Genomic DNA, 22326 nt, shown 5'->3' with positions numbered 1-22326 from the left:
CTGTCGTGGTGACTTCGCTGAAGCTTCGGCACTCGGTGCGCGCGCTCGTGCTGGACGAGCAGGACCGCGTCCTGCTGTGCCGGTTCGACCTGCGGCGGGAGAGCGGGCCGTTCGTCCTCTGGGCGGCGCCCGGCGGTGGCCTCGCCGCCGGGGAGGGCCCGCTCGACGCCCTGCGCCGGGAGTTGCGCGAGGAGGTGGGGCTCGACCTCGCCGACGATCCGCCGCACGTGTGGCACCAGGAGATCGTCGATCCCCACATCAGCGCGGGGTACGACGGCGTCGTGAACGACTACTACCTCGTGCACACCCCGTCCTTCGCTCCGCGCGGGGACCTGACCGACGAACAACTCGCCGCCGAGAACATGCGGGGCACGCGCTGGTGGCGGGTCGCGGAGATCCAGGACCACCGCGGCCCGGACCTCTTCTCCCCCCGCGACCTGGGCACCCCGCTCGCCGCCCTGCTCACCGACGGGACACCGGAGCGGCCGGTGCGGCTCGGTCTGTGATGCGGTCGCGGACGTGGCCGGCGAGACGGTCGCGGAGATGCTCCCGGAGGTGGCCGGCGAGGTGTTCGACCTCCCGCGTCACATCCGAGAACACGTAGCGGAAGCGGAACGTCGGCAGCGCCGTCAGGGCGTCGCGCGTGCGCCGCAGGTCGGTCGCGTCGCCTTCGTGGCCGAAGATGTTGAGGTGCTTGTTGGGCAGGCCCAGTACGTGTCGCTCCAGCAGGGCGGCCCGTTCGGACGGCGGTACGGGGGCCACGCCGCGCTCCGCCGGGGCGTCGGCGAGGCTCAGGTGGACGATCGCGTCGACCCCGGCCGAGCGCCCGATGTCGGTGCCCAGCAGGTCGGCGTACTCCCAGGGGTAGATGAGGGCCGTGCCGTGCTCCTCGACGCCCGACTCCCGCAGGCTCGCGAGCGTCCGGTTCGCGGGGTGGGTCAGGGAGGACAGCAGGGTCCGCGCTCCCTCCCGCCCGAACAGCAGGTCCAGGGTGTCCAGTCGGACGGAGATCGACCGGGGCCAGCCGGCGCCCAGCACCCCGTTCCCGTCCGGTGGCGCCGAGAGGCTCACGTCGTCGTTGCAGACCATGACGCCCGCGCCGCGCAGCACGCTCGCCATGATGAACGAGGTCTTGCCGGCCCGGCTGCCGCCGACGAGCGCGATGCCGAGGCCGTCCAGTCGCACGAGTCCGGCGTGCAGGAAGAGCATGCCCTGCCGGCTCGCCGCCGAGCGGTGGATGGCGCGGGTGGCCCGCAGGAGCGACTGGGCGGTCCACGCCTCGCCCCGGGGGGAGAGGTGCCAGAGGGTCGTCCGGGGGTGGTCGACCGCGTAGTGGACGGTCACCTCGCCCTGCGCGGTGACCGCTTCCGGCACCGCGCCCGCGGCGGGTTCCGCGTCCGCGACGACCTGCCAGGCCCCGGAGTCGCACGGGCCGGGTGTGAGGGTCAGGTAGGGCCGGGCGAGCCGGTCGACGTACTCCGCCACCTGTGGGGAGCACGTCAGGCCGGTCGTGGTGAAGCGTGAACGGACGGTGTAGCGGTGGCCGGTCTGGATGGATGTCATGCCGTCTATCGCCCCCGTGTCCGGGTCTGTTGGGTCGATCATGACAAGGACGGCGGGGCCTGCCCAGGGCGATTCCGCAGAGCGGAACGGCCGTGGGATTCACTCGGAGACGAACGGCCCGCGCGTGTCCCAGCCCAGTTCGTCGAGCCCCCGGAAGAACCGGCCGTTGGACCGCGCGGCGGGCAGGCTCAGCAGGCGTACGAGGTCGTCGGCCGCGGGGCCCGGCTCGTCGGGGGCGTACGGGGTCCCCATGTCGGTACGGATCCACCCGGGGCAGTAGGAGAAGGCCGCCAGGTCCCCGGCGCCCGCGGCGAAGTGGCGGGCGACCGACAGGGTCAGGGAGTTGGCCGCCAGCTTGGACGAACGGTAGGCGAAGGAGGCCCCGTCGGCGTCCTGGAGCCGTCCCATGCCCGACGAGACGCAGACGATCCGGCCCGCGCCCCGCGCGAGCATCCGGGGCGCGTACCGCAGGACCAGCCGCGCGGCGCCGAACACGTTGACCTCGAAGGTCTCCCGGAGGTCGTCGACGGTGAGCGCGAAGAGGTCGCCGTATCCGCCCCGGGGGTCGTCCAGGTAGACGCCCGCGTTGTTGACGAGGACGTCGACGTCCTCGCCGGCGAACAGGTCGTCGGGGAGCGGCTCGCGCAGGTCGACCATGCGGTAGTCGTCCACGTCGTCGTGGCGCGGCGCCGCGGCCAGGCCGACGCCCAACACGCGGTGACCGGCGGCCTTGAGGGCGCGGCAGAGGTGGGCCCCGAGGCCCCGGGAAACACCGGAGACGAGTGCGCTCGGCATGCGGCGAGGGTAGCGGTCGCCGCTGCCCGACCCGGCCCGATCCAGCCTGATCCGGCCCGATCCGGCCCGATCCGGCCTGATCCGGGCCTGATCCACAGCACACGACCCGGCCGGGCGGCCCTCGCCGATAGGCTGGTGCACCCCGGTCGCCGGGGTACCCGAGGGAGGGGAGGCGGCGGATGCACACGCACCGACTGCTCGTCACGGGGCCCAGCGGGGCGGGCAGTACGACGCTCGGTCGGGCGCTCGCGACCCTCTGGGCGGCGGCGCACGCGGACGTGGACGACTACCTGTGGCTGCCGACCACTCCGCCCTACACCCACAAACGCCCCGTCGAGGAACGGCTCGCGCTGATGAACGCGCTGTTCGTGCCCCGGTCCGCCTGGGTACTGTCGGGGACGCTGCGGGGCTGGGGCGACAGCGTCATCGCGCAGGCGGACGGCGTCGTGTTCCTGACCATCGACCCGGACGTCCGGATGGAGCGTCTGATGCGCCGCGAGGTCGTCCGGTACGGGGACACCATCGCGTCCGGCGGCGAACTGGAGGCGGCCCATCACGACTTCATGGACTGGGCGCGGGGCTACGAGGACACCGACGTACCGGCCCGGCAGTCGAAGGACGAGCGCTGGCTGGCGAGCCTCGCCTGTCCGGTGCTGCGACTGGACAGTGCCCGGCCGCTGGACGTGCTCGTCGCCGCGGTGACCGACTGGTTCGAGGGCGGGGCGGCGGGCGGCCAGCGGCCATGACGGGGGTCCCGGGGCTCACCGTCGGCGGCGCCCTGGCACGCGTGGGGGCGGGGGACGCCGAGGCCCTGGAGGGCCGGGGCCTCAACGCGTCCTACCGGGTGGCGTACGGGGGCCGCCCGTACGCGGTGAAGGTGCACTGCCCGGAGCGGTCCTCCGTCGGGGAGTTCCGCCGGATCGAACGGGTCGACGCCGCCCTGCGCGCGCTGCCGTGGTACCCGCCGGTGCTGGACCTCGGCTTCGCCCCGGGGCCGCGGCCCCGGCTCGTCGTGGTGCGTCCGTACGCGCCGGGGGCGGCCTCGGACGACGCGCGGCAGCACATCGCGCGGGTGGTCGACGTCCTCGCCGACCTGGCGGCGCGCGGGCGGGGGGTGGCGGTCGAGGAGGAGCTGATCGGGGACTACGCCTCCCCGTGGGTGGCGGACGCGCGGGCGGAGCGGTCGCTCGCGGAGCCGTTCCTGACGGGCGAGTGGGGGGCGTTGGGGTGCGCGGTGGACGAGCACCTCGCGGAACTGCGCGCCGGCGCCGTGCGGTTGACGCGGCCGGACGGGGTGCTGGTGCACCACGGCGATCTGCACGGCCGCAACCTCGTGTCCGACGGGTCCCGGGCGCTGACCGTGATCGACTGGGACGAGGCGGGCTTCTCCCGGCGGCCGGCCGACGCGGGCAAGGCGCTGTGGCTCTCCTGCCGCCTCGGTCGGGGCGACTTCGTCCTGGACGGGCGCGCGGTGGGCCGCTTCCTGGAGCGGCTGCACGCCCGGCTGGGCCTTCCGTACGCGAACGCCGTCGACCTGGCCCGGCTCGGCGCCCTGTGGTTCCTGCCCAGGCACGGCCACGTCACCCTGCTCGGGCGGCGTGACGCGGACCTGGGCACCTGGTACCTCGGCTGGGTGCTGCGCTTCTGGACCCGCTTCCGGCGGAACCTGGAGGTGGTGGCCGAGGCCGCCGCCGAGCGGGCGGCGGGGCGGTCCGCCGGCTAGTGCTCCCGTGTATGGGTGGGGGCGGTGTCACACCAGGGCCGCGCCGCCGTCTATCGCGAGGGTGGTGCCGGTGACGTAGGCGTTGGCCAGGACGAAGAGATAGGCCGCCGCGGCTTCCTCGGCGGTGCCGACACGCCGCGTGAGCAGCTCGGACCCGGCGCCCTGGAGGAAGGCCTCCGGGTCCGGGACACTGCCGTCCCACAGTTCGGTACGGATCACACCGGGCTGGATCACGTTGACGCGCAGCGGGGCGAGTTCGACGGCCAGTGCCCGGGACAGGGCCTCGATGCCGCCGGTGATACCTGCCGTGAGCGCGGTTCCGGACAGGGGGCGGATCGCGAGGACGCCGGAGCTGAAAGTGATCGAGCCGCCGTCTCGCAGGCGCAGTGCGGCGTACCGGGCGGAGAGGAACGCGCCCCAGAAACGGCGCTCGAAGACGGCCCTGGCCTCCTGCGGGGTGGTGTCGACCAACGGCTTGATCAGCAGGGCTTCGCCCGCGGTGTAGACCAGGTGGTCGAACTCCCCGACCCGCTCGAAGAACGCGGCGATGGCGTTGCCGTCGGCGACGTCCAGGCGGCGGCCCTCGGCCGGCTCGCCCAACCGCTTCGTCGCGGCGTCCACGCGGTCCTGATTGCTGGAGGCGACCACGACGTCCGCGCCGGCGGCCGCGGCCTGTCGGGCCACCGCGAAGCCGATGCCGGAGGTTCCACCGATGATCACGATCTTCTTGCCGGCCAGTGACATGGGATCCGTTCCTTCGTCGAGGCGGTGCGGGATTCGACCACCGCCATGGCAAGAACGTACGCCTCCCCATCGAGACGATGAATAACTCAAGCTCTCGATTCCCTGTCCTATCGTCTCGCCGTACCGGCACTAGAGTGGCGCCATGGACATCCTGAGCGACACCCTCGAAGTCCTGCGCACGGGACGCCCGATGGTGACCCGCACCGATGCGCACGCCCCGTGGGCCCTGAGGTTCCAGCCCCTCTCGGGAGCCGGATTCCACGTGGTCGTGGAAGGGCACTGCCACCTGCTGCCCCCGCACGGTCGACCGATCGCGCTCGGACCCGGCGACATCGTGTTCCTGCGGCGCGGCAGCGGACACACCCTGTGTGACGTGCCGGACCGCGATCCGGTGGACTTCGTACCGGACCGCCTGGACCGTTCCTCGCCCATCGGCCGGCTCACCGTGGACGGACCGGGGCCGCGCACGGTGCTGGTGTGCGGCGCGTACGCGATCGACGTCGATCGCCCGCATCCGCTGTTCGGCGATCTGCCGGAGGTCATCCACCTCCCCGCGGTCCCCGGCCGCCACCCGGTGCTGCGCTCGGCGGTCGATCAGCTGTGCGCCGAGTTCCACGCGCCGCGGCCGGGCTCGGACGCGGTCGTCACGGCGCTCATCGATCTGCTGCTGCTGTACATCCTCCGGTCGTGGTACGCCGAACTGCCGAAGGAGCGGACCCGGGGTTGGGCGGCCGCGCTGACCGACCCGGTGGTCGCCCCGGCCCTGAAGGCGATCCACGACGATCCGGGCCATCCCTGGACCGTGGAGTCCCTGGGCACCCGCGCCGGGCTGTCCCGCGCCGCGTTCGCCCGCCGCTTCGCCTCGGTGGTCGGCGAGCCGCCGTTGACGTACCTGACCAATTGGCGGATGGCCACGGCGGCGCGGTTGCTGCACCGATCGCCGACCCCGCTGAGCACCATCGCGCAGCGCACGGGGTACACGTCGGAGTTCGCCTTCGCCAAAGCGTTCAAACGACACTTCGGGTCGCCGCCGGGGGCCTACCGCAAGCGGGTCACGGCGGCAGGCGACGAACCGAGTGGATAGAACCGGGCGGATGGTACTGGGGGGGTTATTTGCGGACGTGGGCCGTGAAGTCCGCCGCGAGCCTCGTCACGTCGGCGGCGCTGCCCACGGAGCAGCGCAGGACGGGGAGTTTCGCGAGGTGCTCCAGGAAGGCGTCCAGGGACGGGGGCGCCGCGCGCCGCCGGACGGGGACGTCCAACCAGTCCTCGCCGTAGAGGTTGTCGTCCAGGGAGAAGCAGTTGCGGGTGATGACCTCGGCGGCGTGGGCGGGGCTCGCGGGGTCGAAGGAGTAGCCGGCCGTGAGGTCCACCCGGGGCAGGATCACTCCGGCGAGCGGTGCCTGCGGTACGACGCGGACCCCGAGGTACCGGCCGACCTCCCGCGAGCTCAGCTTCAGCTTGTCCTCGCCCTGGAAGCGGTCCCAGTCCGACCCCTCCGCCGGGAGGCCGGCCCGCACGGACCAGGAGGCGAAGTCGGTGACGCCCATGACGTCGAGGGAGCCCTTGTTGATGGCGAGCGGCAGCGGGCAGGCCGTCACCCCGTAGCCCTGCGCGCGCCGGTCGAGGTGCATGCGGTCGTTGCCCATCCAGCCGGATGCGGGCAGCAGGCGGGCCAGGGCGATGGCCGTCGTGGACTTCCCGGCCCCGGAGTCGCCGATGACCAGGTACGCGCCGTCGTCGTGGACGAAGGCGGAGGAGTGCAGGACCAGCGAGCCCTGCGCCTTGGCGATCCGGGTGGACACGTCGCGGACGATCCGGGTGAGCCAGCGGTCCCCCAGGCCCGAGCGGGGGCGGACGAGGGTCGCGCGCCCCTCGGTGCGGATCAGGGCGGCCGGCTCGTCGGAGTTGGCGTCCCGGAGCACGAAGACCGTGTGGGTGTCGGTGTCGAAGCGTGGTTGGCGGAAGTGGCGCGTGAGTTCGTACTCGCCGGGCTCGCCCGTGTCGGCCGCCTGTCGGAGCAGTTCGGCCACCTCGGAGGGGTCCTGGGCCAGGTCGACGACGGTGAGGTCCGGCTCCGGCTGCGGGCGGGTCTCGGTGACGCCGAGCATCCCCGGCGGGTGGAAGGTCTCCGAGACCAGGCCATTGGCCTCGGGCGAGGTGGTGACGATCTTCAACGCCTGGTCCCGGACGCTCAGGTACCGGGTGGTCGCGCCGTCCGGGTCACGGGCTACGAGGTCACTGACGAGCATGGAGACTCCAGGGGAGGGCGGGCGGAGCGGTCAGAGCAGCGGGCGGGTCACGGCGGCGCCGCGACGGAAGGTGGTCCAGGTCCGGAACCCGATGTCCCCGAGCACCTTGACCACCTCCGGGTACTGGTCGCAGACCCGTTCGGGCACGTGCGCGTCGGACCCGAAGGTGATCGGGACCCCGAAGTGGTGCGCCCGTTCGAGGAGGTCGAACTCGGGGTACCAGCCCCCGCACATCTTGGTGCCGCCCGAGGTGTTGATCTCCATGACGGCGCCGGAGTCGCGGATCGCCCGCAGCATCTCGTCGGCCGCGGCGGGCGCGGGCACGGCGCCCAGCCGGGGGTGGTTGCCCTTCAGCGCGTCGACGTGGCCCATGACGTGGAACAGTCGGGAGCGGGCGCACGCGGCGATCGCCCGGAAGTAGCGCGCCTTGACGGCGGGCAGCTCGCCCTCCTCGACGGTCTCCCACCGGGTGACGTCGAAGATGTCCCGCCCCTCGAACATGTGGACCGAGCCGATGACGTAGTCCAGGGGGTACCCGCTCAGCGCCTTCGTGTACGGGTCCATGCGACCGGCGAAGAAGTCGGCCTCGGTGGAGACGAGGATCTCGATGCTGCCCTCGTACTCCTCCTTGAGGGCGAGGGCCTCGGCGATGTAGGAGGGGAACCGCGACTTGGGCATCGCCACGCGCGGCAGCGCGTGGTCCTCCTCCTCCGCGAACATCGGGGTGTGGTCGGAGAGCCCGAGGACCTTGACCCCCCGGTCCAGGGCGGCCGTGACGTAGTCGCGCAGCGATCCGGTGGCGTGTCCGCAGCGCTGGTGGTGGGTGTGAAGATCGATCATGTGGTCACACCGCCAGGTATCCGCCGTCGACCGGGAGGTCGGTCCCGGTGATGAATCCCGCCTCGGCGGACAGCAGGAACGCGATCGGCGCCGCGATCTCGGCCGGGTCCGCGAACCGTCCCAGGAGGAACTTCCCGCCGTGCTCGGGGGCGGCCTCCGCCGCGGCCCGGTCGAGCCCGAGGGCCTCGCGGTGGTAGCGCTCGTTGTTGGCGTTCCACACGGTCCCGGGGCTCACCGAGTTGACGCGGATGCCCCGGGGGGCCAGTTCCTGCGCCGCGCACCGGGTGAACCCGAGGACGGCCGACTTGCCGGTGTTGTAGGTGAGGTAGCCGCTCTGCGCGATGTGCGCCGAGATGGAGGCCATGTTGACGATCGCGGCCCCGGTCGCGTCCGGCGGCAGGGCGGCGACGAACTCCCGGGTGACCAGGGACAGGCCGACGATGGTGGGGTCCAGTGCGGCGCGCCACTCCTCGGGGGTGGCGTCCAGCCCCTTGAAGACGAAGCCGGCGGCGAGGTTCACCAGCAGGGTCGGCGGCGGCCAGCCGGCCGGCAGTCCGGCGAAGGCCGCCCGTACCGCCTGCTCGTCCACCACGTCGCCGACGGCCAGGCTCACGGCGTGGCCGTCCTCGCGCCACCGTTTGACCGCCTCCCGGCCGTGTTCGGCGCTCTTGTCGAGGACGAGGACGCGGCAGCCCTCGGCGCACAGCCGCGCGGTCACGGCCGCGCCGATGCCCTGGGCGCCGCCGGTCACCAGCGCGGTCCGTCCGGCGAGTCCGCGGTCGAGCGTGCTCATGTCGTCACCGGTCCCTTTCCGCCCGCGATCCAGTTCTCGACGCGGCCCAGGGCTTCGGCGCGGCCCAGGCCCTCGGTGGCGCCGTGCGGGGAGAGCGTCTCCCCTGAGTCCTCGGCGAGGTTGTGGTCGGCGGCCAGCTCGGCCAGGGCCGCCGGGGGAACGCCCCGCCCGACGAGCGTCGCGCCGAAGCCGGTGCTCTCGACGCCGCGCCCGTCGGTCGCGGCGAAGTACCGCCAGGCCTGGAACATGCCCTCCAGGTGGCCCGCCGACAGGTGGACGGCGTTGCGCCCCTGGGAGAGGGCGATGCCCCGCTCGCGGGCCAGGGCGCCGAGGGCTGCGCGCAGGGAGCCCGGGGCGGCGTCGGCCGGGCAGAGGGCGCCGAGGGCCTCGGCGCGCAACGCGCCGATCTCGCGCCGGCTGTGGCATTCGAGGAGGCCGACCAGGGCGCCGACGCCGCTGGTGTACCCCTCGACGAGGGCTGGCAGGAAGCCGTTCAGCACCGTCACGAGGCGACCGTTCAGCTCGGTCACGGAGGCGTAGGAGCCCGAGCCCAGCTTGTGGATGCCCGCGGCGCGACAGCGCGCGTCCAGGGCCCTCGGCGTCAGGCGCGCGCCCCGGGTCATCGCCTCGTACGCCCCCAGGACCTCGTCCGCCCCCGAGGCCTCCGCGAGCGCGCGCAGTTCCCGGAGGGCGGCGGAGGTGAGCGCCCGGTGTCCGTCCGCGGCGACCCGGTGCAGGCGCGGGTAGTGCAGGAGCAGGTACCCGCGTCCGGCGAACTCCCCGGCCGGGACGACGGCGGCGCGCCGTACGGCCACCTCTTGCGCGCCGAGCACGCGTATCGCCTCGGCGGCCATGTCGGGGGCCGCGGCCGGGGTCATGACCTCCGGCTTGAGCAGGACCACGAAGTGGCTGCCGGTGTCCGGCAGGGCGGTCGGGGGCGGTCCGGTGTCGGTGCGCAGGCCGGTGGCGCGCGTCCGGGCGACGAGGGTGCGCGTACCCTTCCCGCTCACCACAGGGTGATGCCCGTCTCGATCAGCTCGACCGTCAGGTCGGCCGAGCTCGCGACGGTGGTCTCCACGAGGGTCCGCAGGGCGGATTCGTCCGCGTCGGGGGTGGTCACGACGACCTCGTCCGGGCGCTCCAGCGGGGCTTCCTTGGAGGTGAAGATGTGCACCTGCGCCGGTCCGCCGAATTCCTCGTGGACCTGTCGGGCCAGCCTCATGGCCATGACGTTGTAGATCTTCCCGGTGTGGTCGAGCGGGTTCTTGCCGGCGGGTGCCTCGATGCTCATGGGGCGCATGGGGGTGATGAGTCCGTTGACGCGGTTCCCCCGGCCGACGACGCCCACGTCGCCGGTGTCGGCGACGGAGCCGAGCGCGGTGAGGTAGGGGCGGCCGTTGCGGTCGGTGGCGTTCATCAGGAGCCGGCAGTCGCGGATGCCCCGCGCGGCGACGTACTCCTCCAGTTCGGCCAGGACGACCGCCTTGCGCGCCAGGTAGTGGTCCATGGACTCGATGTGGGCCGCCAGGAAGGGCATGTTGACGACCAGGCTGAACGCGTCGCCCCGCCGGCTGCCGAACACCTTGACGTCCCAGCCCGAGTCCGGGTGCCGCTGCTTGAAGGCGGTCCCGTTGATCAGGTGCTCCAGTCCGAGCACCACGTTCTCCAGGCAGGAGAGCGGGGCGTAGCCGTGGAGCAGGTTGGTGTCGTTGGAGACCAGTCCGCCGGAGCGCAGCGGGACGAGGTCCGCCGGGGAGGCGGGCTGGTAGCGGGAGCGGCCCCGGCCCGAGCCCTGGTGGTCGACGACGCCGAGTTCGACGACCAGGTGGCGGGCCGGGTCGAAGCCGGTGGTGACCTCGGCCAGTACGTCGGCCGCCGCGCGGAAGACGAGCTCCTGGACGGGGATCTCGGCGGATCCGACGCGGAAGGCCGCCTTGCCGAAGACCATCACCCGGTAGGGGGAGGTGAGTTCGCCGCGCCCGTAACCGGTGTCGGCGCCGCCGCCGTAGAGCGTGACCTTGTCGAACCAGTGGTGGGCGACCCCGCCGAACTCCTTGAGGCAGTGGAGGGAGTAGTAGCGGGACATGCGCTCCGCGATGGCGTCGCACATGGTGTCCGGGTGTCCCGTTCCCTTGCGTTCGACCAGCTCGTAGGGCAGGTCCTCGACCGAGCGGAAGTCCCTTTGCGTCGACAGCATTGACCGTTGACCGTCTCTCTCTTCGATGACCGGGGGGGAGCCTCAGGAGGCGAAGTCCAGGAACGCGGTCCTGGCATCGGATTCGGGCAGGCCGTTCGGGGGGCTCTTGAAGAGCAGGGGTGAGGGGCCGTCCACCGTGCCGGACAGGCCGCGGTCGCCGGCGGTCTTGGCGGCACGCACGGCGTTGGCGATGACGCCGGCGGCGTTGGGGCTGTCCTCGACGGTGAGTTTGATGTCGATCCGCACCTCGGAGCCGAGCACGGAGCGCGCCGTGACGTTGGCGAAGCACAGCTTCGTGTCGGCGAGGTGTCCGATGAATCCGGTGGGGCCGGCGACGCCGTCGACGTCGGTCATGCCGGCGGCGCGCAGGGCGTTGGCCTTCGAGGTGAACTTGGAGGCGGAGCGGCCGGCGTCGGCGAGGTTCAGGAAGTCGGTGTTCCCGCCGACGTTGAGCTGGTAGGTGCTGGCCAGTTCCAGTCCGCGGCTGAGGAGCAGTTCGATGAGCGCGGTGTGCAGGCAGGTCGCGCCGAGGTGGCTGCGCAGGTCGTCCCCGAGGAGGACCACCCCGGCGTCGGCGAAGCGGCGGCTTACGGCGGCGTCCCGGGCGAGTTCCTCGGGGGTGCAGTTGACGACGGCCGTCCCGGCGGCGAGGGCGGCGTGGGCGAACATCCGGATGGCCTGGGAGGCGCCGGTGGGCAGGGCGATGACCAGGACGTCGACCTCGTGCTCGATCAGCGCCTTGGCCACGTGCTCGGGGGTCGCGTCCCGTACGGCGGGCGCCGGTTCCACCACGGCGCCCAGCGGGCCGACGAGGCCGTCGAGGAGCGGCGCCGGCAGGACCGGGGAGTCCCGGTCGGCGCCGAGCGCGGTGAAGCCCGTCGCGGAGATGGCCGGGGCGGTGAACGCCTGTGCGAGGGGCCGTCCCACCTTCGCCGCGTCCACGTCGAAGGCGGCGACGATCGTCACGTCGGCGAGGCGGTAGCCGCCCAGCGTGTGGCACATCAGCCCCGGCAGCCGGGTGTCGGGATCCGCCTGGGCCAGGGCGACGAACTGGGCGAAGCTCCATGCGCAGTTCCCGGCGCCGGCGAGTGCGACACGTATGTTCCTCATGGCGGTTGTTCCTTTCTGGGCGAACGGCAACACTCCGAACCGGCGGCTCAACTCCACGCCCGGGGGACCCGGCGGGCGGAGCTCTGGTGGGTCTCGGCCCAGCGGCGTATCGAGCGGTGGAGCACCTCGACCGTGTCGGGCACCCGGTGGGTGACCGCGAACGGCTCCGTGACCGACAGGTAGCCCTGGTAGGCGCGGAACGCGGTCACCCGGAGCAGTTGCGCCCGGTCCAGGTGCTCTTCGGCGAAGGGCAGGTAGAAGCGGTTCCACTGTTCGGGGGTCATGGACGGGAGGCGGTCCAGCGCGGGCACGCCGTGCTCGGCGCGCCAGGAGTTGAGGGCGGCGCGGACCGTTTCGAACACCTCGGCCACCGGCTGGGCGTCCTCGCCCCGGCCCAGGATCGACAGCCGCCTGCCCGTCGGCGGGCCGCCGGCGACGAGGCGGACGACGTGGTCGGCGACGTCGTCGGTGCTGACGATGTCCAGCAGTGCCTTCTCCTCGGCCACCATCGCCGGGACGGCGCCGCTGCACAGGGAGGACGGGAGCCAGAAGAAGCCGCTGTAACGGTCCAGGGAGCCGTCGGCGCGCGCCCCCATCACCACGGGGAAGCGCACGATGTCGGCGCTGTCGCGCTCGGCGTGGACCAGCCGTTCGGCCCTGGCCTTGGACCATTCGTAGGAGTTGCGGTACGCCGCCGGGGAGGGCGAGCGGATGTCCCCGGTCAGGCCCGTGACGTAGGAGGAGGAAAGGTGGACGAAATGGGTCCCGGGGGCCGCCAGGCCCAGGACCGCCCGCAGGGGGGCGACGTTGGCCCGCTCGGCCTCCTCTTCGGGGAGGTTCCAACGGGTGTCGGCGGCGCAGTGCACCACCACGTCCCAGGTGCGGCGCAGTGCGGGCGGCGGCTCCTCCAGGCCGGCGCTCCAGGTGTGCTGACGGGGTCCCGTTCCGCCGCGCCGGCTGACGCCGTGCGGGCGGTGGCCGGCCGCGTCCAGCGCGCGCGTCAGGGCGGCGCCCACGGCTCCGGTGGCGCCGGTCACGAGGATGCGTACGGGCTCGCTCACGACACCGTGATCCGCCGCTCGATGGCCCGGAGCATGTGCTCGGAGTTCTCGCGCAGGGCCTTGGCGGCGACGGGGTTCAGCATGTCGGCGAGCAGGGGTATGCCGATCTCGAAGTCGACGGAGAAGACGACGACGGAGCCGCCGTCGCCGCGGTCGTCGACGCGCCAGTACCCGGTGAACTCGTCGAGGTCTCCGGAGACCTGGGTGAACGACATGACGCGGTTCACCTCGTCGAGCTCGTCCTCCTCCACCCATTCGAGGACGGATCCCTTCAGCAGGACCGACCATTCGCTGGTGCGGGTGCCGGATTCCGTCTCCCCGAGGACGGTCACCGACTCGACGTTCTCCATGTACTCGGCGTAGTCCTCCAGCCGGGTGACGGCTCGCCAGGCGTCGGCCGCCGGGGCCTTGATGGGCAGGTTGACCTCGACGTGGGGCATGGCTCCGGGTCTCCTTCGGGCAGGGTGGGGGCGGGCGGCTCAGCCGGCCGGGTCGAAGCTGATCTCTCGTCCCGTGCAGAAGGCGCCGACCGCCTCGTCGCAGGTCAGGAGCGACGGCGGATGGTGGTGGACGGCGAGCGAGTCGACCAGGAGGGCGGCGGCCGGCTGTCCGCGTCCGTAGAGCCGGCTGCCGACGACCGGGGTGACGGCGGCCAGGACCCGGTCGCGGGTGTCGCTGAGCGAGGCGCGCAGCCCGACGGCCGCGGCCAGGGCCGCCCGTCCCGCGAGCGCGCCGGAGGTGAAGTCCGCGGCGAGTTGGCGGCAGGCTCCGCCGAGGGTCAGCAGTTCGCGGGTGGCGCGGCCGAGGAGGGCGGTCCTCGGCCCGTACGCGCCCGCCCGGATCACCTGGCGGTACGCCACGTCCAGCAGCCCGCTCAGCACGCCGTGGTAGGTGGCGCTCAGCAGGACGGCGAACCAGGTCGTGCCGGAGATCACGTTCTCGTCGATGACGTCGGCGGGGCCCCGGTGGAAGACGAGCCGGTCGTCCAGTTCGACGTCCCGCAGGACGAGGCGGGCCGTGTCCGAGTCCGTCATGCCGAGGGAGGCCCACTCCCCCTCGACGGTGAGGCCGGGCGATGAGCGGGGGCACAGGGCGAGGATCGTGTCGTCCGTCCCGCTGACCCGGGCCGTCAGGCACACGAGGGTGGCCGTGGTCGCGAGGGAGCAGGGGAACTTCACCCCGCGGACGCGGTACCCCTTGGCGGTCTGCTCCGCCTCGGAGCGGCTGCTCATGAAATTCGGGCTGCCGCCCGGCTCGGCGAACGCGGACGCGACGAGGGCGCCGGTCTGGGCGATCCCCTCCAGCAGCATCCAACTGGAGTCACGGTGGCGCTGCCAGTAGTCGGCCATCAGCCCGACGGTGAACGCGTGCATGTTGAGGGCGATCGCGGCGGAGGGGTCGGCCATGCCCAACGACCTTTGCGCGGCGGCCACTTCGACCAGGCTCGCGCCCGCCCCGCCGAACTCGCGGGGGATCGGCAGGGCCGCGTAGCCGCTCGCGGTCAGGGCGCGGATGCGGTCGGGGCCGGTGGCGCCCTCGCGGGCCGGCGCCGGCGTCCAGAGCGTGCTCCAGCCGGCGTTCAGGAGGGCCAGGTGGGGGGCCTCGGCGCTTTCCGTCATGCCTCTCCTTCCGGACGGGCGCGGGCGGGGAATTCCGGTGCGGTACGGGATGAACATAGGGCGAGCGTGGGGCTCTTATCAGCAGGTGTTTCTTTGTGCGGAACACGAATCCTCAGGGGCGCTCCCATAGCGCGAGGAGTTCCGTGAGGTCGGGTTTTCCCGGCTCCACGCGTACGGTGTCCCAGCCGAGGGCGCGGGCCGGTTCGATGTCGAGTTCCTCGGAATCCCCGACCATGACGCGCCGCTCGAACGCGCCCTCGCCGATGAACCGAAAGGCGCGGGGATCGGGTTTCTTCGGCCCGCCGTCGGCCGTGAACAGGGCCCGGTCGTACACCTCGGGCACCTCCAGCCGGCGCAGGAGCCGTTCCATGAGGGTGCCGGGCAGGTAGCAGTTGGACAGGAGGCGAACGGTGTGCCCGGCGGCCGCGAGCCGGCGCATCGCGTCCGCCGCCGGCGCGCACAACGCGTAGTGCTCGGGATCCGCGCCGCCCAGCGCGTGCCACAGGGCCTCCTCCAGGTCGGCGCGCTCTCGCCGCTCGCCCCGCTCCCGCAGGGCCGCCTCCAACAGGCCGAGGGTCGATGGCTGGAGCGCGGAGCGGTCCGCCATCGCGGCGAGGACGGCGCCGAAGACCGTGTGGACGACCTCCCCGGCGCACCGCGCGTCCAGGGCCAGGACGTCGGCGAGGCAGGAGGTGAACCACTCGGGGCCCGGGAGCGGGCGGGACAGGACGACGGTGTCGAAACAGTCGAAGACCACGACGGCGGGCATGGCGCCCCTCTCGGATGTCGCAGGATGGGCTGTCGCGCGGTGGGCTGTCGCGGCCGGCCCGCTTCAGGACCACGACAGCTTGCGGTGGTGGGCCCGGAGGAAGAGCAGGGTCACGACGGTCAGGCCGGCCGCGAACGCGCACAGGACCCCGGCCGGGAGCAGCACCGCGCGCACGCCGCCGCCGTCGAGGATGACGGTGGAGAAGCCGCGCATCGCCCAGTAGCTGGGCACGCCCGGGGCGAGCGGGCGCGCCCACTGCGGCAGCGCGGACAGTGGGGTCAGCGCGCCGCCGAGGCCGGCGAAGAGGAGCGCGAGGAGGTTGGCGAAGACGCTGAGCTGGGCGATCGTCCGGCAGAGCGCCACCAGCGCGAGGCCGACCAGCACCACGCACAGCGCGAGGGGTACGCCCACCACGACGAGGGCGAGCCAGGGGCCGCGTACCCGCAGGTCGAACAGCAGCCCGCCCGCGACGAACACCACGGCCAGCTGCACCACCGCGACGGCGAGCGGCACCACGACCCGGCCCGCGATCAGCTCGAACGGCCGGGCGGGGCCCGCCCGGAGCCGGTCCCAGGTGTTCCAGCCGTGCTCCCGGAACATCGCGAAGCCCACGACGGTGACGAGGAAGAAGAGGAACATCACCGCCATGCCGGGCACGGCCTGTTCGGCTCCCGTGGCGTCGGGTACGTCGTCGGCCCGCAGCGCCGTGCGGAACAGCGGCAGCATGAAGGCCATGATCAGCAGGGGCATGACCGTACGGACGACCAGCGGCGCGGGGTCGCGTACGAGCAGCCGGCAGTCCTGCCGGACGAGGGCGGCGATCCGGCCCGGGGCTCCGTCACCCATGGCGACCCGCCTCGGCGGCGCCCGTCAGGTGCAGGAACACGCTCTCCAGGCCGGGCCGGACCACCCGGAGGTTGACCAGCGGCGGCGTCGATTCGCCGAGGGCCGCGAGCACCTGGGGCGCGGCCAGGTGCGGGTCCCGGGCGTGGACGCGCAGGACGGAGTCGGCGCGGGTCACCGGCCAGGGCACGCGCAGCGCGGGCGCGGGGCCGGAGAAGGAGAGTTCCACCGCGCCCTCGCCGTGCGCGCGGACGAGTTCGTCGATCGTGCCGCGCGCGACGAGCCGGCCGCGTTCGAGCACGGCCACGCTCGCGTCGAGGTCTTCGACCTCGCCGAGGTAGTGGGTGGAGTAGCAGACCGCCGTGCCGCCCGCGGCGAGTTCGCGGACGTACGCGATGAGCCGGGCCCGGGTCTCGACGTCGACGCCCGCGGTCGGCTCGTCGAGCAGGAGCAGCCTCGGTCGGTGCAGCAGGGCCAGGGCGGTGTGCACGCGTCGCTGCTCGCCGCCGGAGAGCCGGGCGACGCGGCGTTCGAGCAGGTCGGCGAGGCCGAGCGGTTCGGCGACCTCCTCGATCCGCCGGGCGATCTCGCGGCGGCGCAGGCCGGCGAGTTCCGCGAAGAAGCGCAGGTTCTGCCGGACGGTCAGGGGCGGGTAGACGCCCAGTTCCTGGGGGGCGAGGCCGAGGCGGAGGCGGGCCCGGCGCGGGTCGCGGGCCGGGGAGGTCCCGAGTACCTCGATCTCCCCCGCGTCGGGCCGCAGCAGTCCCGCGACCAGGGACATCAGCGTCGTCTTGCCCGCGCCGTTGTGCCCGATCAGGCCCACGACCTCGCCTTCGGCGATGTCCAGCGTCACGTCGTCCAGGGCCGTCGTGGCGCCGTACCGCTTGCCGACGCCGCGCAGGGTCAGGGGTGCGGCGGGCGGGGCGGCGGCGGCGGCGGCGGGCGGGCGCGGGCGGCGCCGGGGTCAGTCGACACGCCGGGTCCAGGCGTCCGGGAGGAGGTCGGGGAGGCCGACGCGCGCCAGGTGGGGCTGCCAGGTCCGGGCGAGTTTGAAGCCCTTCATCAGACCGGCGGCGGACCGTACGTCGGGCAGCGGCTCGCGGTACCCGAGGAGGGCCTCGGTCTCCCGCAGGTGCGCGCGCAGCCGCCCCAGCCACTCATCGCCGCGCCCGTCCTCGCCGTTCGCGGCCTCCCGGCCCTCCGCGACGAGGGCCAGCCCGGCCTCGATCTCCGCGTCCGGCACGCCCGCGAACGGGTCGTGGGCGGCCTCGTCGCGCCCGTAGCTCAGCTCGCCCCGCGTGCGCAGGCCGCGTACGGACAGGGACAGCTGGACGAGCTCGTACGCCATGAGGACGGCGACCTCGCTCTGGCCGGCGAGGGTGGCACCCTCCACGTCCTCCAGGCGGGCCCGGCAGCCGAGCAGCAGGCGGGCCGCGCCGTGGGCCCGGAACGCGAGGAGCCGGCGCAGGTCGGTCGCGGCGACCACGGGGGCGACCACGGGGGCATCGGCGGGGGCATCGGCGGGGGACGTCACGCGGGGACCTCCGGATCGGGTCGGGCGACGCCCAGCCACACCATGTCGCCGGCGAACAGCGGGGCCAGGTCGTCCGGGAGGGCGGAGCCGAGGGGGCCCGACCAGATGACCGCGTCGCTGTCCGCGGCCGGCAGGTCCGCGCGGAGCACCTCCAGGGCGCGCAGCTGCCAGCGGTCCACGACCGTACGGTCCTCCAGCACGGTGGTTCCGACGCCGGTGGACCAGCGCAGCACCGCGTGCAGCGACGCGGGCTCGCCGGCCAACCGGTCGACGTGGGCCAGGCAGTGCGCCGCCCGCTCCCCGGGGTCGAGCGGGGGCGTCAACGCGTCGCGCAGGACGGTCAGGCCCTCGGTGTCGTCCAGTGCCTTGAGCTTCTCCCCCACCCACTTGGCGGCGAAGTACGTCTCCCCGCCGGCCGCCGCCCGCGCGCTCAGCGCGGCGACGACCGCCTCCCGGGCGCGGGCGGCGGCGGCCATCGGCTTGGCGGGCAGCAGCCAGCGGGCGGCCTGGGCGAGCCGGTGCGCCTCCACCGTCCACCACTGCTCCACGACCTCGGCGAGCCACGGGCGGCGCAGGGCCTCGTGCCAGGCGTCCCAGGGCGGCGCGGCGACGAGCGGCAGCCCGAGGGCCAGCCGGTTCGCGGTGTTGAGGGCGCGGCGCCGGTGGTTCCAGCCGGCTTCGTCGACCGAGTCGAACCGGGGCCAGGGGTCGGTGCGCAGGGCGGCCGTGGTGTCCCGGACGGCGCTCGCCCGGCGGAAGTTGACGTCCATCAGCGTGCCGTGCTCGTGGGACTGGACGGGGAAGCGGGTGAGCCTCTCGCTCTCCACGAGGACGAGCAGGTCGAGGTCGCTGCGGTGGTTGCCGAAACCGGCGAGCACCGATCCGGCGACGACGGCGAGCACCGGACTGCCGACGCCCTGGTCCACTTCCCGGCGGACCGCGTCGCGGGTGATCCCGCGCTCCGCGAGGAACGCGTCCAGGCGTTCCTCCAGAACGGCGCCGGTCGGGAATGCGGCGGCGCGTGCCGTGGTGGTCTCCATTGCGGTCGGTGCACCTTTCCGAAAATTCTTCCGGCGCGGAACTCCCTCAGGCTCGCCCAGGCTTCCAGCAGCCGCGGATGCCTGGCAACGAACGTTCCGGCAGCCGGAACGCGACTTCTCAGCGGGCGCGGCGGAGCGCTAGAACCGTGCCTGGACGTCGATGCCGGACCGGTCGACGCCGGACCGGTCGACGCCGGACCGGTCGACGCCGGATCAGGAGAGGACGGTGGCGGTGGACGCGACCGACGGACGCGGGACCGCCCGGGGCGCGCTCGACGCGACGCGCAGGCACCAGTCGCCCCAATTGGCCCTGGTCTACGGCATGAACGGTTGCGGTGCCATCGAGAGCAGCGGCGAAGGGGCCCGGCTGCGGCTGTCCGACGGCCGCGGCGCGCTCGATTTCGGAAGCTACGCGGTGACCCTCCTCGGGCAGCGCCACCCCGCCGTACTGGCAGCCGTACGCCGTGAACTGGACGCGATGCCGGTGTCCAGCCGCGTCCTGGCCAACGGGACGACCGCCGAACTCGCCCGCGCTCTCGTGGCCTGGGCCGAGCCGGAGCGGCTGACGAAGGTGTGGCTCGGGCTGAACGGGTGCGACGCGGTGGAGGCGGCGCTGAAGCTGGCCCGCCTGGCCACCGGCCGCACGCGGGTGATCGCGATCGAGGGCGCCTACCACGGCAAGTCCCTCGGCGCGCTGGCCGCGACCTGGAACGCCCGCTACCGGCGCTCGTTGGAGCCGCTGCTCGGCGGGGTGAGCCACATCCCGGCCGACGTGTCGGCGCTCCCGGCGGCCTTCGGGCCCGGTGACGTGGCCGCCGTCCTCGTGGAGCCGGTCCAGGGCGAGGGCGGGGTGCGGCCCCTGGAGCCCGGATTCCTGCGGGCCCTCGCCGACGCCGCGCACGCGCACGGCGCCTTCGTCCTCGCCGACGAGATCCAGACCGGGCTGCGCCGGTGCGGACCCCGGCTGGTCAGTGCCGACCTCGGGATGCGACCCGACGCCGTGCTGTTGGGCAAGGCCCTCGGCGGCGGCGTCCAGCCGGTGTCCGCCGTCCTGGCCACGCCGGAGCTGTACGCGCCGCTGACCGCCGACCCGTTCACGCACACCACGACGTTCTCCGGGCATCCGCTGGGCGCGGCGACCGGTCTCGCCACCCTGACGGCGATCGAGGAACTCGCGCCGCGCGGCGCGCGGTTGGCCGACCTCTTCTCCGGCGGCCTGGCCCGGATCGCCGGGCGGCACCCGGACCTGATCGCCGAGGTGCGCGGCCGGGGCCTGCTGTGGGGCGTGGAGTTCACCACCGCCGCGACGGCCGGGGAGGTGTTGATGGAGCTGGGCCGCAGGGGGCTCGTGGTCTCGCCCTGCCTGGGCCGGCCGGAGGTGCTGCGGCTGCTGCCGCCCCTGATCGCCTCGGACGAGGAGGCCGAGGAGGCCCTCGCGATCCTCGACGCCGTCTGCGCGGCCGTGCCCGACGAGTTCCGACCCCCCGGACCCGGGCCCCGGTAGCGCCCGGCGAACGTCGACCCGAAGGAGCGTCACCGTGCCGCACAGCGGACCCGCCGCCGATCCGGCGAGCGAGCAGCGCGAGGTCCAGTACCGCTACCACCGGGACCTCTTCCCGGCGCTCCACGACTGGGAGCGCACCGAGCGCTCCATCGTCGAGTTCACCGGCGAGGAGGGGCCCGCCGGGCTGCTGGGCCTCGACCAGATGGGGCACTTCGGGCCGCAAGGCTGTGACCTGGTCGCCGCGGCCGTCCTCGACCGCGGCGGGCCGACCGCCGATCTGTGCGAGCTGGGCAGCGGATTCGGGGGCGCCCTGCGGTACACCGTGGACCGGATCGCCGCCGGCGGGTCGCCGGTGCGGCGCGCCTTCGGAGTCGATCTCGTCCCCGAACACTGCGCGGTCGGCCGGAACATCAACCGGGCGCAGGGCCGCACCGCGATGACGGCCCTGTGCGCCTCGGCCGAGGCCGTTCCCCTCGCCGACGCCTCGCTCGACGTCGTGTTGATCACGGGATCCATGCCGCACTTTCCCGCGCCGGGCGCGGTCGTACGCGAGGCCGGACGGCTCCTGCGCCCCGGCGGGTTGCTCGCCCTGACCGAGGAGGTGAGCCTGACGCCCGGCGCGGACGGGCCGTCGGAGGCGTTCCGCGTCACCCATCCGCGCGGGGTGTTCTTCACGACCCCGCTGGCCGAGCGGCTGCGGCAGGTGGAACGCGCGGGCTTCGTGGACGTGGTCCGGCGTGATCTGGCGGACTGGGCGGTGGCGTTGCTGTCGGACCGGTTGAAGGTGGTCCGGATCTTCCGGGGCAGTGTCGCGGGGATCTACGGGGCCGCGCCGGCCGACCTCATCCGCGACACCCTCACGGCGGCCCGCGCGGAGTACCTGGCGGGCCGGTTGTCGCCCGCCCTGATCACGGCGCGGCGGGCCTGACGTGACGCCGCCCCCGGCGGCGGTCGCCCCCGTCGCCCGCGCGGGAGGGCACGCCCGCGCGGGCAGGACGGGAGCGGGGGTTCACCGGGCCGGTGCCAGCTCCGGGGTCCGCTGGAGCGCCCGTGAGACGGCGGCGCAGGCCGCCCTCAGGTGCGAGACCGCCCCGGCCACCGGGAACCGCCCCTGCGGGCCGGTCACGGCCAGGGCCCCCACGGCCGTGCTCGACGCCGTGAGCAGGGGCGCCGCGATGCCGACCGCGCCGGTCGCGCCGCGGACGGCGACGAAGCCCTGGTGTCGCACCCGTCCCGCTTCCCCTCCGCTCTCCGCGCCGGCGCCGGCCTCGTGCGGGGGCGCGGCGGAGCCGAAGGCGTGGAAGATCCGGGTCGCGGCGCGGGCCGAGGCCCACGCCTCGTCCTCGATCCCGGGTCGGATTCCGACGCCGTGGGCCCGGCGCACCGCGTCCACCAGGGCCGCGTCCCGGCCGAACGCGTCGGAAATGAAGATGAAAGCGCTGCCACGGGTGATGTGGTGGAGTTGTTCGGCATAGGGAAAGGCCAGATCGCGCAGTTTGAGTTGGCGGGGAACGCGCGCGCCCAGGGTGAAGAGCGCGACGCCGAGTCGCAATCCGTTCTCGCCCCGCTCCAGCATGCCTTCCTCGATGAGTTCCGTGATGATCCGGTGAGCGGTGGCCTTCGGCATATCGGCTCTGCGTGCTATTTCGGAAAGCTGGAGTTCCGGTTCACCCGGCCGAAAGCAACGCAGAATGCTCAGGCCGCGAGCGAGCATGGAACGAGGGCGCTGAACGGACAAAGACACCTCCTCTGAGGGGCCTGGTGGAGCGGTGTGGAGCGGTTGAGGACACGCGGAGCCGCCCGCCGCGAAGTGGATCCCGCATTCCCGCCGGCGTCGGTCGAATCCGACGACCGGGATCTGTACGGAAAGAAAACTGTAGCAGTACCTACATGGTCTAAACGGGCCTAAGGCCGCAAACGAGTCACTTCACGCAAGTCC

Annotated in this window: 24 protein-coding genes; 6 read left to right on the top strand and 18 right to left on the bottom strand. The window is 73.5% G+C overall.

Annotation, left to right across the window (positions count from 1 at the left end; translation table 11 throughout):
* The first annotated feature begins 8 nt into the window (after positions 1 to 8).
* Entirely contained in the window at positions 9 to 506 is a 498-nt protein-coding gene (locus tag M4D82_RS26060; protein WP_249768358.1) for an NUDIX domain-containing protein, read from the top strand.
* Here the strand turns inward: M4D82_RS26060 and M4D82_RS26055 are convergent.
* A complete protein-coding gene (locus M4D82_RS26055) occupies positions 463 to 1563 on the bottom strand; it encodes a hypothetical protein (RefSeq protein WP_249768357.1) in 1101 nt (366 codons plus the stop codon). The two genes, M4D82_RS26060 and M4D82_RS26055, sit on opposite strands and share 44 nt — an antisense overlap.
* A 99-nt stretch (positions 1564 to 1662) precedes the next feature.
* Positions 1663 to 2358, bottom strand: coding sequence for an SDR family NAD(P)-dependent oxidoreductase (locus M4D82_RS26050; protein WP_249768356.1), 696 nt, complete (start codon positions 2356 to 2358; stop codon positions 1663 to 1665).
* Positions 2359 to 2537: 179 nt separating this feature from the next.
* Here M4D82_RS26050 and M4D82_RS26045 point away from each other — a divergent pair, with 179 nt between their 5' ends.
* Together M4D82_RS26045 and M4D82_RS26040 are read left to right on the top strand one after the other, a co-directional pair.
* Positions 2538 to 3104, top strand: coding sequence for an AAA family ATPase (locus M4D82_RS26045; protein WP_249768355.1), 567 nt, complete (start codon positions 2538 to 2540; stop codon positions 3102 to 3104).
* Positions 3101 to 4081, top strand: coding sequence for a phosphotransferase (locus M4D82_RS26040; protein ID WP_249768354.1), 981 nt, complete (start codon positions 3101 to 3103; stop codon positions 4079 to 4081). Before M4D82_RS26045 ends, M4D82_RS26040 begins: the two co-directional genes overlap by 4 nt.
* Positions 4082 to 4108: 27 nt before the next feature.
* On the opposite strand, the gene M4D82_RS26035 is transcribed toward M4D82_RS26040, so the two are convergent.
* A complete protein-coding gene (locus tag M4D82_RS26035) occupies positions 4109 to 4825 on the bottom strand; it encodes an SDR family oxidoreductase (protein ID WP_249768353.1) in 717 nt (238 codons plus the stop codon).
* 142 nt (positions 4826 to 4967) lie between these two features.
* On the opposite strand from M4D82_RS26035, the gene M4D82_RS26030 reads away from it, so the two are divergent.
* Positions 4968 to 5909 carry an AraC family transcriptional regulator gene (locus tag M4D82_RS26030; RefSeq protein WP_249768352.1) on the top strand — a complete coding sequence of 314 codons (942 nt, stop codon included), beginning with the start codon at positions 4968 to 4970 and terminating at the stop codon, positions 5907 to 5909.
* A 25-nt stretch (positions 5910 to 5934) separates the two neighbouring features.
* Here the strand turns inward: M4D82_RS26030 and M4D82_RS26025 are convergent, their stop codons facing one another.
* The 14 genes from M4D82_RS26025 to M4D82_RS25960 form a co-directional block, all read right to left on the bottom strand.
* A complete protein-coding gene (locus M4D82_RS26025) occupies positions 5935 to 7077 on the bottom strand; it encodes a P-loop NTPase family protein (RefSeq protein WP_249768351.1) in 1143 nt (380 codons plus the stop codon).
* A gap of 30 nt (positions 7078 to 7107) precedes the next feature.
* Positions 7108 to 7917, bottom strand: coding sequence for a histidinol-phosphatase (locus tag M4D82_RS26020; RefSeq protein WP_249768350.1), 810 nt, complete (start codon positions 7915 to 7917; stop codon positions 7108 to 7110).
* Positions 7918 to 7921: 4 nt separating this feature from the next.
* Positions 7922 to 8710, bottom strand: coding sequence for an SDR family NAD(P)-dependent oxidoreductase (locus tag M4D82_RS26015; protein WP_249768349.1), 789 nt, complete (start codon positions 8708 to 8710; stop codon positions 7922 to 7924).
* The gene (locus tag M4D82_RS26010) at positions 8707 to 9720 is read right to left on the bottom strand and encodes a nucleoside-diphosphate kinase (RefSeq protein WP_249768348.1); all 1014 of its coding nucleotides are present in this window, start codon (positions 9718 to 9720) and stop codon (positions 8707 to 8709) included. The genes M4D82_RS26015 and M4D82_RS26010 overlap by 4 nt, the downstream gene beginning before the upstream one ends.
* The gene (locus tag M4D82_RS26005) at positions 9717 to 10907 is read right to left on the bottom strand and encodes a methionine adenosyltransferase (RefSeq protein WP_249768347.1); all 1191 of its coding nucleotides are present in this window, start codon (positions 10905 to 10907) and stop codon (positions 9717 to 9719) included. Before M4D82_RS26005 ends, M4D82_RS26010 begins: the two co-directional genes overlap by 4 nt.
* 42 nt (positions 10908 to 10949) lie before the next feature.
* Positions 10950 to 12017 carry a hypothetical protein gene (locus tag M4D82_RS26000; RefSeq protein WP_249768346.1) on the bottom strand — a complete coding sequence of 356 codons (1068 nt, stop codon included), beginning with the start codon at positions 12015 to 12017 and terminating at the stop codon, positions 10950 to 10952.
* Positions 12018 to 12064: 47 nt separating this feature from the next.
* Positions 12065 to 13078 (bottom strand): NAD-dependent epimerase/dehydratase family protein, encoded by a 1014-nt coding sequence (locus M4D82_RS25995; protein WP_249768345.1) that lies wholly within the window; start codon positions 13076 to 13078, stop codon positions 12065 to 12067.
* On the bottom strand, positions 13075 to 13518 hold the full coding sequence (locus M4D82_RS25990) for a type II toxin-antitoxin system RatA family toxin (protein ID WP_249768344.1): 444 nt from the start codon (positions 13516 to 13518) through the stop codon (positions 13075 to 13077). The genes M4D82_RS25995 and M4D82_RS25990 overlap by 4 nt, the downstream gene beginning before the upstream one ends.
* Positions 13519 to 13557: 39 nt before the next feature.
* On the bottom strand, positions 13558 to 14697 hold the full coding sequence (locus tag M4D82_RS25985) for an acyl-CoA dehydrogenase family protein (RefSeq protein WP_249768343.1): 1140 nt from the start codon (positions 14695 to 14697) through the stop codon (positions 13558 to 13560).
* A gap of 112 nt (positions 14698 to 14809) precedes the next feature.
* Complete coding sequence (locus tag M4D82_RS25980) at positions 14810 to 15466, bottom strand: HAD family hydrolase (protein ID WP_249768342.1); 657 nt, start codon at positions 15464 to 15466, stop codon at positions 14810 to 14812.
* A 63-nt stretch (positions 15467 to 15529) separates the two neighbouring features.
* On the bottom strand, positions 15530 to 16312 hold the full coding sequence (locus M4D82_RS25975) for an ABC transporter permease (RefSeq protein WP_249768341.1): 783 nt from the start codon (positions 16310 to 16312) through the stop codon (positions 15530 to 15532).
* Positions 16305 to 17162 (bottom strand): ABC transporter ATP-binding protein, encoded by an 858-nt coding sequence (locus M4D82_RS25970; protein WP_249768340.1) that lies wholly within the window; start codon positions 17160 to 17162, stop codon positions 16305 to 16307. Before M4D82_RS25970 ends, M4D82_RS25975 begins: the two co-directional genes overlap by 8 nt.
* Positions 17163 to 17273: 111 nt before the next feature.
* The gene (locus tag M4D82_RS25965) at positions 17274 to 17843 is read right to left on the bottom strand and encodes a hypothetical protein (RefSeq protein ID WP_249768339.1); all 570 of its coding nucleotides are present in this window, start codon (positions 17841 to 17843) and stop codon (positions 17274 to 17276) included.
* The gene (locus tag M4D82_RS25960) at positions 17840 to 18883 is read right to left on the bottom strand and encodes a hypothetical protein (protein ID WP_249768338.1); all 1044 of its coding nucleotides are present in this window, start codon (positions 18881 to 18883) and stop codon (positions 17840 to 17842) included. Before M4D82_RS25960 ends, M4D82_RS25965 begins: the two co-directional genes overlap by 4 nt.
* Before the next feature lie 232 nt (positions 18884 to 19115).
* Here M4D82_RS25960 and M4D82_RS25955 point away from each other — a divergent pair, with 232 nt between their 5' ends.
* Entirely contained in the window at positions 19116 to 20387 is a 1272-nt protein-coding gene (locus tag M4D82_RS25955; RefSeq protein WP_249768337.1) for an aspartate aminotransferase family protein, read from the top strand.
* A 34-nt stretch (positions 20388 to 20421) separates the two neighbouring features.
* Entirely contained in the window at positions 20422 to 21315 is an 894-nt protein-coding gene (locus M4D82_RS25950) for a class I SAM-dependent methyltransferase (protein WP_249768336.1), read from the top strand.
* 81 nt (positions 21316 to 21396) lie between these two features.
* Here M4D82_RS25950 and M4D82_RS25945 read toward each other — a convergent pair whose 3' ends face one another.
* Complete coding sequence (locus tag M4D82_RS25945; RefSeq protein WP_249768335.1) at positions 21397 to 22101, bottom strand: IclR family transcriptional regulator; 705 nt, start codon at positions 22099 to 22101, stop codon at positions 21397 to 21399.
* Positions 22102 to 22326: the final 225 nt, after the last annotated feature.

Source organism: Streptomyces sp. RerS4, from assembly GCF_023515955.1.
Lineage (GTDB): Bacteria > Actinomycetota > Actinomycetes > Streptomycetales > Streptomycetaceae > Streptomyces.
The sequence above is the reverse complement of the archived record's forward strand: the minus strand, read 5'-3'. Positions and strand labels throughout refer to the sequence as shown.

Coding starts and splice junctions, on each gene's coding strand:
- M4D82_RS26055 (WP_249768357.1), bottom strand. CDS start 1,563: ATGACATCCATCCAGACCGGCCACCGCTACACCGTCCGTTCACGCTTC.
- M4D82_RS26000 (WP_249768346.1), bottom strand. CDS start 12,017: ATGAGGAACATACGTGTCGCACTCGCCGGCGCCGGGAACTGCGCATGG.
- M4D82_RS26050 (WP_249768356.1), bottom strand. CDS start 2,358: ATGCCGAGCGCACTCGTCTCCGGTGTTTCCCGGGGCCTCGGGGCCCAC.
- M4D82_RS26040 (WP_249768354.1), top strand. CDS start 3,101: ATGACGGGGGTCCCGGGGCTCACCGTCGGCGGCGCCCTGGCACGCGTG.
- M4D82_RS26020 (WP_249768350.1), bottom strand. CDS start 7,917: ATGATCGATCTTCACACCCACCACCAGCGCTGCGGACACGCCACCGGA.
- M4D82_RS26030 (WP_249768352.1), top strand. CDS start 4,968: ATGGACATCCTGAGCGACACCCTCGAAGTCCTGCGCACGGGACGCCCG.
- M4D82_RS26005 (WP_249768347.1), bottom strand. CDS start 10,907: ATGCTGTCGACGCAAAGGGACTTCCGCTCGGTCGAGGACCTGCCCTAC.
- M4D82_RS26015 (WP_249768349.1), bottom strand. CDS start 8,710: ATGAGCACGCTCGACCGCGGACTCGCCGGACGGACCGCGCTGGTGACC.
- M4D82_RS26035 (WP_249768353.1), bottom strand. CDS start 4,825: ATGTCACTGGCCGGCAAGAAGATCGTGATCATCGGTGGAACCTCCGGC.
- M4D82_RS26025 (WP_249768351.1), bottom strand. CDS start 7,077: ATGCTCGTCAGTGACCTCGTAGCCCGTGACCCGGACGGCGCGACCACC.
- M4D82_RS25960 (WP_249768338.1), bottom strand. CDS start 18,883: ATGGAGACCACCACGGCACGCGCCGCCGCATTCCCGACCGGCGCCGTT.
- M4D82_RS25945 (WP_249768335.1), bottom strand. CDS start 22,101: ATGCTCGCTCGCGGCCTGAGCATTCTGCGTTGCTTTCGGCCGGGTGAA.
- M4D82_RS26045 (WP_249768355.1), top strand. CDS start 2,538: ATGCACACGCACCGACTGCTCGTCACGGGGCCCAGCGGGGCGGGCAGT.
- M4D82_RS25985 (WP_249768343.1), bottom strand. CDS start 14,697: ATGACGGAAAGCGCCGAGGCCCCCCACCTGGCCCTCCTGAACGCCGGC.
- M4D82_RS25980 (WP_249768342.1), bottom strand. CDS start 15,466: ATGCCCGCCGTCGTGGTCTTCGACTGTTTCGACACCGTCGTCCTGTCC.
- M4D82_RS25990 (WP_249768344.1), bottom strand. CDS start 13,518: ATGCCCCACGTCGAGGTCAACCTGCCCATCAAGGCCCCGGCGGCCGAC.
- M4D82_RS25975 (WP_249768341.1), bottom strand. CDS start 16,312: ATGGGTGACGGAGCCCCGGGCCGGATCGCCGCCCTCGTCCGGCAGGAC.